Raw genomic sequence first — 12,051 nt, forward strand, 5'->3', positions numbered from 1 at the left:
TGCCGTACTGCTCAGTCCAGCAAGCCGAGTTCGAGAGCGCGGCGGACGGCCGACGTGCGGTCGGAGACCCCGAGCTTCTCGTAGGCACGGCTCAGATACGTCTTCACGGTCGCTTCGCCGATGAACAGCTGGGATCCGATGGCGGCGTTGGTCAGCCCGTCGGCTGCCAGTCGCAGGACGTTGACCTCCTGCGCCGAGAGGGCCGGACCCGCCTGCCTGCCTTGTACCCGACCGAGCAGCGCGGTCGCCGCGGACGTCGCCAGCACTGTCTGGCCGGCAGCAGCCGAGCGCACCGACCGGGCCAGCTCCGCCGGGGCGATGTCCTTGAGCAGGTAGCCGCTCGCTCCCGCCTCGATCGCGCGCAGGATGTCCTGGTCCGTCTCGTACGTGGTCAGCACGACGACGCGGGTCGACGGATGCGCGGCCGCGATCGTCCGCGTCGCCTCGACGCCGTCTCCGCCGGGCATACGCAGGTCCATCAGCACGAGGTCGGGATGCAGCTCAGCGACCAGCGCAACAGCCTCCGGCCCGCTGCCCGCCTGGCCCACCACCTCGATGTCGTCGTAGCTCTGCAACATGCCGCGGATGCCCTCGCGTACCACCGGGTGGTCGTCGGCCAGCACGATGCGGATCATGCGGTCACCTCCCCCGGGCCTGCGGGTGCGGGCAGGTACACGCTGAGCCGCGTCCCGGCCCCCGGGGCCGTCTCCAGCTCGAAGGTGCCGCCGGCCTCGCGCACGCGCGCCTGCATCCCGTCGAGCCCGAACCCCTCGCGGGGTGCCGCCGCATCGAAGCCATGACCGTCGTCGCGGACGGAGATCCCGACCGCCTCGCGCTGGTACGCGAGGACCGCATCCACCGCCGACGCGTCCGCGTGCTTGCGCACATTCGCCAGCGCCTCCTGGAACACCCGCAACGCGACCACCTCGATCGCCGGGAGCGCGGGATGCGGCTCACCAGTGACGGAGAACGCGACCGGAACGCCGGTCTCCTCCTCAAATCGCCCGGCTACCCGGCCGAGCGCCTGCTCGAGGGTGGACTCGGCCAACCGGCCCGGGGTCAGCGCGGCGATGATGCGGCGAGACTCCTGCAGGTTCTCCTGGGCGGTCTCCGTCATCAGTTCGACGTGGCGGCGTGCGATCGCCGGGTCCGTGTCCAGCTCGCCCTGCACCGCGTGACCGAGCGTGACGATGCTCGTGAAGCCCTGCGCGAGCGTGTCGTGCATCTCCCGCGCGATGCGTTCGCGCTCGGCGGCGGCGCCCTGCTGCTCCGAGAGCTCCGCGATCTCGCGCTGCTGCTCGCGCAGCCGGTCGATCAGCAGTCCGCGCTCGCGACTCTGCTTCGTCACGGCGGTGATCCGGTTGCTGAAGTAGATGGAGACGGCGATCACCAGGACCGTCAGCCCCAGCACCCCGGCCACATCCCCCGGGTCGAGGTCGCCGACCAGCCAGCGTACGGTCAGACCGCCGAAGTTGATGACGACGATCGCAGCGGCGGCCGGGAGGGCGGACAGCACGAGGAAGAACTGGGGAGACACGATGAACAGCGCGATGTTCGCCCAGTTGTTGAGGCCGTACGCCACGAAATAGACGGCGGTCGCGATGACGACGTAGAGCCATGCGCGCCAGGTGTTGGCACGGATGCCGGCGCGGCTCGGCCGGGCCAAGAACCAGTAGATCGGGAAGAGCGCGAGCACGAGACCCGCGGACGTGAGCGTCCGCGGGTACCCGCTGACGGGATTGGCCAGGATGAGGACCACCGACGCGAAGGTTGCGGCGCCGGAGTACCCGATCCAGTCCCCGAACCAGCGGTCGTCCACGCGCTCTGCCACGATCAGACTGTAGCCCGGTCGGCGTTCGCGTCAGCGTTCGGCTCAGCGGCCTCCGGAAGCGAGGTGCGGCCGGCCGGGTAGAAGATCCCCACCAGCGCGACGATCGCCATCGCCGCCGCCATGCCCCAGAACGCCCATTGGACGGCAGAGGCGTAGTCGGCTCGGACCGCGTGCAGGATCTGCTCCTGGATGGCCATCGGCAGGTTCGAGAGACCGCTGCCGGTCCCCGACGCGCCGCTGATCCTGTCTACCGCGCCCTGCGCATCCGCCGCCGAACCGCCGAACTTCGCGAACGAGTCGGTCAACAGGTCGGTCAGGCGAGACGTGACGATCGTGGTGAACACCGCGAGGCCGAGGGCGCCGCCGAAATTCTTCATCGTTTGCGAGATGGCGCTGACCTCGCCGTAGCTAGCGCCGATGGCGCGGTTGACGGCGTCGGTCGAAACCGGGCTGAACATGAGTCCGATGCCGGCGCCCGCGACGATGATGGGCCAGGTCTGCGGATTGAAGAACGCATCCGCGTGGATGGACAGGTTCGTCGCCGTCGTCGCGAGCCAGCCGAAGCCGATCGCTCCGATGACGCCACCGAACAGGACGACCATCCGCGCACCGTACTTGTCGAAGCGCACGGAGCCGATCCGGCTGGCGACGACGAAGCCGATGAAGAACTTGAGGAACAGCAGCCCGGTCTCGGTCGCCGACAGCTGCAACGAGACCTGTCCGTAGACGCTCAAGAAGAAGAACGCGCTGATGAACGCCACCGACGCGAACAGTGTCGCCACGGTGGACAGGGCGAAACCGCGGTCGCGGAAGGCAGCGATGCGGATCAGCGGCTGACTGACGCGGCGCTGCACGACGACGAAGAGCACCAGGAGCGCGGCTCCGAGAATGAGGGAGGCGATGACCGCCGGGCTGCCCCATCCCCACGGGCTCGCCTGCTGCAGGCCGAAGACGACCAGCCCCATCCCGACCGCGACCACCGCCGCTCCCATCCAGTCGATCCGCTCGTGGCGGCGCTTCGACGGCCGCGCGGTCACAGCCACGATGATGAACGCCGCGATCGCGATCGGTACATTCACCCAGAAGATCGCGCGCCACGTCCAGACGGTCAGGTAGCCGCCGGCAATCGGGCCGATGGCCGTCATCGCGCCGGTGATGGCGAAGAAGATCGCCATGGCCCGGCCGCGACTCTCGCGGGCGAAGCCCTCGACGACGATGCCGATCGCGGCGGGGAACATGATCGCGCCGCTGATGCCCTGCAGGGCGCGGGCCGCGACGAGCCACGGCTCGGCGAGGTCGCCCGAGGGTGCGAGCCCGCACAACAGGGATGTGAGGCCGAAGCCGGCGATGCCCACCAGCGCCATCCGCTTGTGGCCGATGACGTCGGCGATGCGGCCGCCGAGCAGGAAGAACGCGGCGGTGGTGAGCAGGTAGACGTTGACCGCCCACTGCATCCCGTCGTGCGTGAGGCCGAGGTTCTGCTGGATGCTCGGAGCGGAGAGCGCGACGATCGTCTGGTCGATCGTCGTCATCGAAACGGCGAGGATGAGGCCGGTCAGGGCCAGGTTGGACGACTTCATACCCCCAGCCTCCCGGCCCGGCGGGATCGGCGGCACCGGCGGCCGGCTGTCACCCGTGTCCGCCGATCGGTGGACGCGGGTCAGGCCCGATCGCCGTCGGCGGTCGCCCATCCCGGGCGCAGCCGCTCCACGCCGTCGAGGATGAGGTCGAGGCCGGTCATGAACTCTTCGTCGTAGTCGTAGCCGGCGCGGCCGAGCTCGGCCACCACCTCGAGCAGGTACGGGAAGTGCAGGGCGAACTCGGGCGGCGTCGCCGCGAGCTTCTGTTCTGCGACCTCCCCGGACTGCTCCGCCGTGTCGAACGGCAACGTCTTCTCCTGCAGCGCAAAGCCGTAGACGTACGCGTCGAGCACCGAGGTGACGTGCACGGTGGTCCGAAAGGAGAATCCCGAGCGGCGGAGGCAGCCCATCATGGCGTTGTGCTGCTGCAGGTTCGCGAGCCCGGGACGGAGACGCGCCTCCATCATCCCCACCGCCCAGCGATGGCGCAGCAGGGCGTCCCGGAGCGAAACCGACCGGCGGTGGAGGGCGTCGCGCCAGCCGAGGTCCGGCGACGGCGCCTCGACTTCGGCCCAGACCCGGTCGACCATCCCGTCGAGCAGCTCGTCCTTGTTCGCGACGTGTTTGTAGAGGGCCATCGGTACGACGCCGAGTAGCTGTGCGAGTGTCCGCATGCTCAGCCCGTCGAGGCCGGCGCTGTCGGCGAGGGCGACCCCCTCGGCCACGATGCGCTCGATGGTCAGGGTCTGCCGTGGCGCCGTCGACCCGTCCCTTGACATGGTGTACAGCGTACACCTATCCTCGGTATTCATGAGGTGTACGCCGTACACCTCCCAACCCGAGAGGATCCTCATGGATCAGGACCGTCGCCGCTCGCTCGCCGCGGGCGTGCTGTTCCTCCTCACCTTCGTCACCTCCATTCTCGGCGCCCTGCTCTATGGTCCTGTGCTCAGCGACCCCCAGTTCGTGCTGGGATCCGGAGCCACCGGACCGGTGCTCGCGGGCGCGCTGCTCGAGATGACTCTCGTCATCGCCAACCTGGGCACCGCGCTCGTGCTGTATCCGGTGCTCCGTCGCACCAACCCCTCCCTCGCACTCGCCTACGTCGTCGCCCGCGTCGTGGAGTCGACCCTGATCACGGTCGGGATCCTCAGCCTCCTCACCATCGTCACGCTGCGACAGGATGGGACCGCCGCAGTCGGCGACGCCGCCGCGGTCGTGGTCGCGCAGGCGCTCGTCGCGCTGCACGGCTGGACGTTCCTGCTCGGGCCGGGCTTCGTGGCCGGCATCGGCAACGGGCTGATCCTCGCCTGGATGCTGTACCGCGCTCATCTGGTGCCCCGCGGTTGGGCGCTCGTCGGCATCATCGGCGGACCGCTCGTGTCGCTGTCGGGAATTGCGGTGCTCCTCGGCGCCTACGACCAGGTCTCGCCCTGGTCGGCGCTCGCCACGCTGCCCGAGTTCGTGTGGGAGGCGTTCCTCGGCGTCTACCTGACGGTGCACGGGTTCCGGCGGCGCGATGCGCGCCCCGGTGCCGGAACATGGGAATCCGCGCCCGACGTCACCCCAGCGACGCGATGAACTCGTCGATCGACCTGACGGTCGCGCCACTGCGCGGGAAGACCTTCTGGGTCAGGACCCGATGCACCTCGGGGTCGGAGTCCCAGCAGCCGTCTTCGAGCACCACGAGCCGGTAGTCGCGGTCGGACGCGTCGCGGATGGTGGACAGCACGACGCCCGACGTCACGATGCCGGTGAGCACCAGGGTGTCGATCCCGCGCTCGGCGAGCTGGTCGCCGAGGTCGGTGGTGCTGAAAGCGCCGACGCGCTGCTTGCGCACGACGATCTCGCCGGGCGCGGGCCGCAGCCGCTCGATGATCTGCGTGGCGGGGCTGTCCGCGTTCAACCGCTCGGCGGACCCGGCGAAGCGGGAGGTGGGAGGGATGCGCTCGGCCTCCTCCGCCGTGACGGCGACCCGGACGTAGCCCACGGTGAGGCCGGCCGCTCGCGCGGCGTCACGCGCACGGATCAGTCCGTCGACGAACGGGTCGGCATCCGGGTGCCGGGCGAGGATGCCCTGCTGGAGATCCATGATCAGCAGGGCGGTGCGTGCAGGGTCGAAAGCGAGATCGTTCACATATGTAAACTATCGGCATCTCGCCGAGAGCCGGCCTAGAGACCGAGGGACTTCTTGATGAGGGCCTCAGCGTCGTCCGTGCCGGCGGCGCGTTCGGTGGCCTCCTGGTTCGCCTCAGTGACCGCCTTGACGACCTCGTCGCGCTGGATGCGGATGCCGCGCGGAGCGTCGATGCCGATCCGGACGCCGTCGCCGCGCGCATCGAGGATCGTCACGACGATGTCGTCGCCGATGAGCACCCGCTCCCCCGCCTTGCGCGTCAATACCAGCATCGCCCCAGCCTATCCGGCGGGCGGCGCGTCCAGCCACAGCACCGGCAGACCGAGCCGGTGGATGGACTCCGGGGAGACGGTGAGGGAGGCGCCGGTCGCGAGGACGGCGTCCACCGCGAGCACCGCATCCACTGCCCGCACCCACCGCTCGGTGTCGTCGTGCTTGCGGGTGACGTCGACCGCGACCCAGACCTGGTCGGGTGCGATGCCCGCCAGCTCCGGCGCCACCTCCGGGACGGCCGCAGGACCCGCGAGGGTGAAAGCCGCGACCATCGGGATCTCGCGGCGGACCCCGTCGGCGCGAGCCGCCAGGGCATCGCGCCGGTCGGCGACACGCTGCACCTCTGCGGACGCGTCGGCCGAAGCCGCGAGCACGCGGGCGGCGGCGTCCGCCTCGCCGCCGAGGCCGACCACGAGGGTGAGGTCGCCGCGGCCGCGCAGCCGCGCCGGCGGCGGCCCCGCCTCCGCACCGCTCGGCACGCTCGGCGTGCTCGGGACGTCGCTCGGGGCGCCCCAGCTACGGTCGGCGCCGAGTCCGTCCCCGCCGAGTTGCGACAGGTTGTCACCACTCGCGGCCGTTTCGCGCAACGAGTCACGACTCGACGGAGTGGGCGCGGCGAGCTCGGGCGCGTCGACGGCGCGCACGAGGTCGTCGAGGACCGCCTGGAACGCGAGCGACGAGGTCGAGACCGCGGGCAGCACCTCCTCAGCGCCGTCGACCCACTCAGGCCGCGATCGACTCCGCACCACGCACCACCCCCACGGTCTCGATGGCGGCCTGGACGGCCGTCACCTCCTGGTACGACAGCACGGCCAGTCCGGCGATCTGGCCGGCGACGAGCCGCCGGATGGCCGGGCGCAGCGCCGGCGCGCACACGAGCACCGCCGACACACCGGCGTCGTCCAGGCGCCCTGCCGTGTCCCGAACCGACGCGAGCACCGCATCCAACCGCACGGGGTCGAGGACGATCTGCGTGCCGGCCTCGGACGGACGCAGCCCCTCCAGCATCGACTGCTCCAGTCCGGGATCGATCATGATGACGCGCAGCGTCCCCGCGTCGATGTGCGGTGCCACCACCGCCGGTCCGAGGGCCGCGCGGGCCGCCTCCACCAGCCCCTCCGGGTCGTTCGAGAGCTTGGCACGAAGGGTGAGTGCCTCCAGGATGCGCGGCAGGTCGTTGATCGGCACCTGCTCGGCGAGCAACCCCTGCAGCACCCGCTGCACCTCCGCCAGCGACAGCAGCGCCGGGATGAGCTCCTCCACCGCGGGCGGATTCACCTGCTTGACACCCTCGGTGAGCAGCCGAACGTCCTCCCGAGTGAGCAGACGTCCGGCGTTCATCGTGATGATCGAGGAGAGGTGGGTGATGAGCACGGAGACGCGGTCGATGACGGTCGCGCCGCCAAGCTCCGCGCTGTGCCGCATCTCGGACGGGATCCACTTCGCCGGCAGGCCGAACACCGGCTCCACCGTCGGGGTGCCGGGCAGGTTGTCGAGGGCGTCGCCCAGCGCGAGCACGCGACCGGACGGCGCCTGCCCGCGCCCCGCCTCCACCCCGGCGATCTTGATGACGTACGTCGACGGCGGCAGCTCGGCGCTATCGCGCGTGCGCACCGGCGGCACGATGACGCCCAGCTCGAGTGCGATCTTCCGCCGGAGGGCCCGTACCCGCGCGAGCAGGTCGTCGGATGCGCCGCTGACGATGTCGACCAGGTCGGGCGCGAGCGTGATCTCCAGCGCATGGACCCGCATCTGCTCGATCAGGTCTTCGGTCGTCTCCGTCTTCGTCGCGGTGGCGACGGCATTCTGCGCCGCCTGCGCCTTCTTCTGTGCGGCCTGCGACGTCTTGATCCGTTGGGACCCGAAGATGAGGAACGCCCCGACGAGCACGAACGGGATGGGCGGCATCCCGGGGATCAGCGCCATCACGATGGCAGCGCATCCCGCGATCATGAGGGCATTCCGCGACTGGCTCAGCTGGTTACTGGCGGTGGTGCCCATGTCCGACTCGGCGTTCGACCGGGTCACGATCATGCCGGTGGAGACGGCCATCAGCAGAGCGGGGATCTGGGAGACCAGGCCGTCGCCGATGGTCAGCAGCGTGTACGAGTTGATCGCGTCACCCAGCTCCATGCCGCGCTGGATCATGCCGATCGCGATGCCGCCCACCACGTTGATGATGATGATCAGGATGCCCGCGATAGCGTCACCCTTCACGAACTTCGAGGCGCCGTCCATCGCGCCGTAGAAGTCGGCCTCGGCCGAGACCTCCGCGCGACGGGCACGGGCCTGCTCCTCGGTGATGAGTCCGGCGTTCAGGTCGGCGTCGATCGCCATCTGCTTGCCCGGCATCGCGTCGAGGGTGAACCGCGCGCCGACCTCGGCGACGCGCTCAGCGCCCTTGGTGACCACGATGAACTGGATGACGACCAGGATGAGGAACACCACCGCGCCGATGATGATCGACCCGCCGACCGCCACATGCCCGAACGCCTGGATGACCTGCCCGGCGAACCCGTCGCCGAGCACCAATCGGGTGGAGGCGACGTTGAGGCCCAGCCGGAACAGCGTCGCGACGAGCAATAGGGACGGGAAAACCGAGAAATCGAGCGGCTTCTTGACGAACATCGTGGTGAGCAGCACGACCAGCGCCAGCATGATGTTGACGATGATGAGCATGTCGAGCAGCCAGGCCGGCACCGGCACGACCAGCAGCATGATGATGCCGACCACTCCGATCGGCACCGCGATCTTCGCGGCCAGTCCTCTATTCGGCTTCATGACAGCCCTCCCTGCAGTTGGGGTCGCATCGTGTGGATCCCGCTCGACGAGCCGCGCTGCTTCAGCGACATGACGAACGCGAGCACGCGCGCGACGGAGTTGTAGAGCTCGACCGGGATCTCGTCGCCGATCTGACAGCCCGCGTGCAGTGCCCGGGCGAGCGGGATGTCCTTCACGATCGGCACCCGCTCCTCCTCGGCCCTCTCGCGGATGCGCAACGCGATCTCCCCGGCGCCCTTGGCCACGATCCGCGGAGCCGACTTGCCCGGCTCGTACTTGACGGCGACGGCGATATGGGTCGGGTTGACGAGCACCACATCCGCCCCTCCGATCGCGGCGATCATGCGATTGCGGCTCATCGCGAGCTGCCGGGAGCGCCGCTGCGAGCGCACCAGCGGGTCGCCTTCGCTGTTCTTGTTCTCGTCGCGGACTTCCTGCTTGCTCATACGCGTGTGTTTGCGGTTGCGGCGCATGACGACGAGCACGTCGAGCCCGGCGAGCACGAGCCCAGCGCCGACGGCCGCCTGGAGGAGGCCTGCGGTCCCGCCCGACGCAGCCGAGAGCAGAGACGTGAGCGGCATGGATCCGGAGGTCAGCAGTACCGGCATCAGCCCCTGAACGACGAGGAAGAGCCCGATCGCGACCACTCCCGACTTCAGCAGTGTCTTTGCGCCCTCCCAGAGCGCGCGCATCCCGAACACCCGGCCGAGGCCCTGGACGACGTTGAACTGTTCGTACTTGCCCTCGAGCTTCTTGAAGTGGATGCCGCCCTGCACCGCCGCCGCGCCCACGACGGCGAGCGCACCCACCCCGAGCAGCGGCCCGATCGTCGCCATGATGCTGCCCAGTCCGTCGCCCAGCGCAGCGACGGCCTTCGACGGGTCCGGGCTCTCGATCACCGAGCGGACGGAGAAGAGCTGATCGATGGCGGCGGTCGTCCCGCTCTGCAGGGTGAAGGGCAGCATCACGGCGGCCGCACCCACGCCGACCCAGGCGGTCAAGTCGGTGGACTTGCTGAGCTTGCCCTTGGAGCGGGCCTCCTTCATCCGCTTGTCGGTGGCCTGTTCGGTGCGTTCCTGGGCGTCGCTCATCGGGCCACCCCCAACATGGTCTTGACCGCGGTGTCGGTGAGGCCGGAGACGACCCCGGGCAGCGCCACGAAGACGATCGCCGACAGCACCACCGTGAGCATGATCTTCAGCGGGAAGCCGAGCGAGAAGGCGTTGAGCGCCGGCGCGACTCGGGTCAGCAGACCGAGCCCCACATCAGCGAGGAACAGCACCACGATCAACGGGCCCGCGATCTGGAGGGCGGCGACGAACATCTGCGTGACGCCGTTGACCATCTCCTTCGCCGGGTCGGCCATGCTCAGCCCGCTGGCGAGAGGGATCGCGTCGAAGGAGCGCACCAGGCCACCGATGATCAGCTGGTACCCACCCGACGCGAACAGCAGCGCCAGGGCGGTCAGCTGGAACATGCGCGTGAACTGCGCTCCGTTGATCATCGACTGCGGGTCGAACGCCTGCGCCAGCTGGAAGCCGCCGAACAGGTCGATCAGGCTGCCCGCCGACTGGATGGCCGCAAAGACCAGGAAGACGAGGAACCCGAGCGTCGCCCCGACCGCCAGCTCCCGGACCATGTCGAGCAGGAACGCTCCGGTGTCGCCCGAGCTGTAGCCGGCGCCGGCGCGAGGAGCGACCGCGACGGCCAGCCCGATCGCGAGCATCCCTTTCACCTGGGCCGGGAAGCCGTTGTACGAGAACGGCGGTGCTATCACCAGGAAGGCGACCATGCGCAGCGAGGCCAGCGCGATCGCCTCGATCGAACCCAGATCGATGGGGATGTTCATCAGCCGCCGCCCAGCAGCTGCGGGATCTTGTCGAACAGCACGTGGGTGAACGACACCAGCTCGGCGATCATCCACTGCCCGCAGATGATCAGCGCGACCGCGACCGCCGCGGCCTTGGGCACGAACGACAGGGTGACTTCCTGAATCTGCGTGATGGACTGCACGAGCGAGATCGCGAAGCCGACGACCAGCGCAGTGATCACGATCGGGGCGGCCAGCTTCGCCGTGACCATGAGGCCCTGCATAGCAATGTCCAGAACGGCGCTGGGATTCATCCCCCACCCCCGTAGCTCGCGATCAGGCTCGAGATGATGAGCCCCCAGCCGTCGACCAGCACGAACAGAAGGATCTTGAACGGCAGCGAGATCATCACCGGCGGGAGCATCATCATGCCCATCGACATGAGCGCGGCGGAGACCACCATGTCGATCACCAGGAACGGCACGAAGATGACGAAGCCGATGATGAAGGCGGCCCGCAGCTCGGAGATCATGAACGCCGGGATGAGCGTCAGCAGCGGGACGGCGCTCACGTCGTGCGGGTTCGGCCGCCCCGCCGCCCGCGTCATCAGGGCGATGTCCTCCTCGCGGGTGTGCGCAGCCATGAAACCGCGCAGGGGACCCTCCGCCGCATGCGCGGCGGCCGTGAAGTCGATGTGCCCGGCGAGGTACGGCTGCACGGCCGTGTTGTTGATGTCGACCAGGACCGGGCTCATGATGAACAGGCTCAGGAACAGCGCGAGCCCGGCCAGCACCTGGTTCGGCGGGATCGACGGCAGCGCGAGCGCGTTCCGGGTGATCGCGAGCACCACGAAGATCTTGGTGAACGACGACATCATCAGCAGGAGAGCGGGCGCCACCGAGAGCACGGTGATGCCGACGAGGGTCAGGATGGCGGCGTTCGGGGTGCCGTTCGGGCCGTTGATGTCGACGGTGATGCCACCGGTTCCGCCCGCGCCACCCGGGCCGCCGGGCCCGGTCGGCGTCGGGACCGGCGTGGGCACGGCGTGCGCGGCGTTGGCGCTCAGCAAGACGATGGCGACCGCGATGAACGCGACCAGGACGCCGGCCAGAGCGAGGCGAGGAAGTCGCCCGGCGCGCGCCGTCACTTCTTGGGCCGCACCGCCGAACTCGCCTGACGCCACGTTGCCGGGGACAGGATCGAGCCTTTGAGTGCCTCGTCGAAGAGCGAGGCGCGTCCCTGCGCCGTGAGGAATTCGGCATCCTGCCTGGTGGTGCTGATGGTGCTGTCAGTGCGTGCCGACACGTCGGTGGTGCCGGTCGCGGCCTCCACCTGTCGGAGGGGTTTGAGCGGGGTGACGTCCGCATCCTGCGGACGGTCGGCGGTGTGGAGCACGGAGACCTGACGCTCGGTGACGCCGAGCACGAAACGGTTGCCGTCCACATCCACGACGACGACCGAAGCCTTCGGCCCGATCCCCTGCCGCCCGACGACCGTGACCGCGTTGCCGCGACGGCGACGAGCGGAGGTTCGACCCTTGGTCACGCGGCGCTGCACGAACCACAGCAGCGACACGATCACGCCGAGCACGACGAGCACGCGCAGGGCGATGAACAGGGTCTCCACGGAGCGAACTATC

Annotated in this window: 14 protein-coding genes; 1 reads left to right on the forward strand and 13 read right to left on the reverse strand. The window is 69.4% G+C overall.

The features are described from left to right. Positions 1-11: 11 nt before the first annotated feature. From AB4Y74_RS16405 to AB4Y74_RS16420, 4 genes are all read right to left on the reverse strand, one after another. Positions 12-635 (reverse strand): response regulator, encoded by a 624-nt coding sequence (locus AB4Y74_RS16405; protein WP_441800130.1) that lies wholly within the window; start codon positions 633-635, stop codon positions 12-14. Then, positions 632-1,831, reverse strand: a complete 1,200-nt coding sequence (locus tag AB4Y74_RS16410; protein ID WP_441800131.1) for a sensor histidine kinase — start codon at positions 1,829-1,831, stop codon at positions 632-634. The genes AB4Y74_RS16405 and AB4Y74_RS16410 overlap by 4 nt, the downstream gene beginning before the upstream one ends. A gap of 2 nt (positions 1,832-1,833) precedes the next feature. Continuing rightward, complete coding sequence (locus AB4Y74_RS16415; RefSeq protein WP_441800132.1) at positions 1,834-3,411, reverse strand: MFS transporter; 1,578 nt, start codon at positions 3,409-3,411, stop codon at positions 1,834-1,836. An 80-nt stretch (positions 3,412-3,491) separates the two neighbouring features. Continuing rightward, the gene (locus AB4Y74_RS16420; protein ID WP_441800133.1) at positions 3,492-4,190 is read right to left on the reverse strand and encodes a TetR/AcrR family transcriptional regulator; all 699 of its coding nucleotides are present in this window, start codon (positions 4,188-4,190) and stop codon (positions 3,492-3,494) included. 73 nt (positions 4,191-4,263) lie between these two features. On the opposite strand from AB4Y74_RS16420, the gene AB4Y74_RS16425 reads away from it, so the two are divergent. After that, positions 4,264-4,992, forward strand: coding sequence for a DUF4386 domain-containing protein (locus AB4Y74_RS16425; protein WP_441800134.1), 729 nt, complete (start codon positions 4,264-4,266; stop codon positions 4,990-4,992). Here the strand turns inward: AB4Y74_RS16425 and AB4Y74_RS16430 are convergent. The 9 genes from AB4Y74_RS16430 to fliO are packed head-to-tail and all read right to left on the reverse strand — an operon-like array spanning position 4,973 to position 12,038. Further along, on the reverse strand, positions 4,973-5,548 hold the full coding sequence (locus tag AB4Y74_RS16430; RefSeq protein WP_441800135.1) for a cysteine hydrolase family protein: 576 nt from the start codon (positions 5,546-5,548) through the stop codon (positions 4,973-4,975). The two genes, AB4Y74_RS16425 and AB4Y74_RS16430, sit on opposite strands and share 20 nt — an antisense overlap. A 35-nt stretch (positions 5,549-5,583) precedes the next feature. After that, positions 5,584-5,820: a carbon storage regulator CsrA gene (csrA, locus tag AB4Y74_RS16435; RefSeq protein WP_064110384.1), complete on the reverse strand. Its 237-nt coding sequence runs from the start codon at positions 5,818-5,820 to the stop codon at positions 5,584-5,586. A gap of 9 nt (positions 5,821-5,829) precedes the next feature. Continuing rightward, positions 5,830-6,570, reverse strand: coding sequence for a hypothetical protein (locus tag AB4Y74_RS16440; RefSeq protein ID WP_441800136.1), 741 nt, complete (start codon positions 6,568-6,570; stop codon positions 5,830-5,832). Beyond that, positions 6,545-8,602: a flagellar biosynthesis protein FlhA gene (locus AB4Y74_RS16445; protein WP_441800137.1), complete on the reverse strand. Its 2,058-nt coding sequence runs from the start codon at positions 8,600-8,602 to the stop codon at positions 6,545-6,547. Before AB4Y74_RS16445 ends, AB4Y74_RS16440 begins: the two co-directional genes overlap by 26 nt. Then, the gene (locus AB4Y74_RS16450) at positions 8,599-9,693 is read right to left on the reverse strand and encodes an EscU/YscU/HrcU family type III secretion system export apparatus switch protein (RefSeq protein WP_441800138.1); all 1,095 of its coding nucleotides are present in this window, start codon (positions 9,691-9,693) and stop codon (positions 8,599-8,601) included. Before AB4Y74_RS16450 ends, AB4Y74_RS16445 begins: the two co-directional genes overlap by 4 nt. Then, the gene (locus tag AB4Y74_RS16455; protein ID WP_441800139.1) at positions 9,690-10,451 is read right to left on the reverse strand and encodes a flagellar biosynthetic protein FliR; all 762 of its coding nucleotides are present in this window, start codon (positions 10,449-10,451) and stop codon (positions 9,690-9,692) included. Before AB4Y74_RS16455 ends, AB4Y74_RS16450 begins: the two co-directional genes overlap by 4 nt. Next, positions 10,451-10,726 (reverse strand): flagellar biosynthesis protein FliQ, encoded by a 276-nt coding sequence (fliQ, locus tag AB4Y74_RS16460; RefSeq protein ID WP_441800140.1) that lies wholly within the window; start codon positions 10,724-10,726, stop codon positions 10,451-10,453. Before fliQ ends, AB4Y74_RS16455 begins: the two co-directional genes overlap by 1 nt. Then, positions 10,723-11,595, reverse strand: coding sequence for a flagellar type III secretion system pore protein FliP (gene fliP, locus AB4Y74_RS16465; RefSeq protein WP_441800141.1), 873 nt, complete (start codon positions 11,593-11,595; stop codon positions 10,723-10,725). Before fliP ends, fliQ begins: the two co-directional genes overlap by 4 nt. Continuing rightward, on the reverse strand, positions 11,556-12,038 hold the full coding sequence (fliO, locus tag AB4Y74_RS16470; protein WP_441800142.1) for a flagellar biosynthetic protein FliO: 483 nt from the start codon (positions 12,036-12,038) through the stop codon (positions 11,556-11,558). The genes fliP and fliO overlap by 40 nt, the downstream gene beginning before the upstream one ends. Between the last annotated feature and the right edge of the window lie 13 nt (positions 12,039-12,051).

The sequence above is a fragment of the Leifsonia sp. RAF41 genome (assembly GCF_052114085.1).
GTDB lineage: Bacteria > Actinomycetota > Actinomycetes > Actinomycetales > Microbacteriaceae > Leifsonia.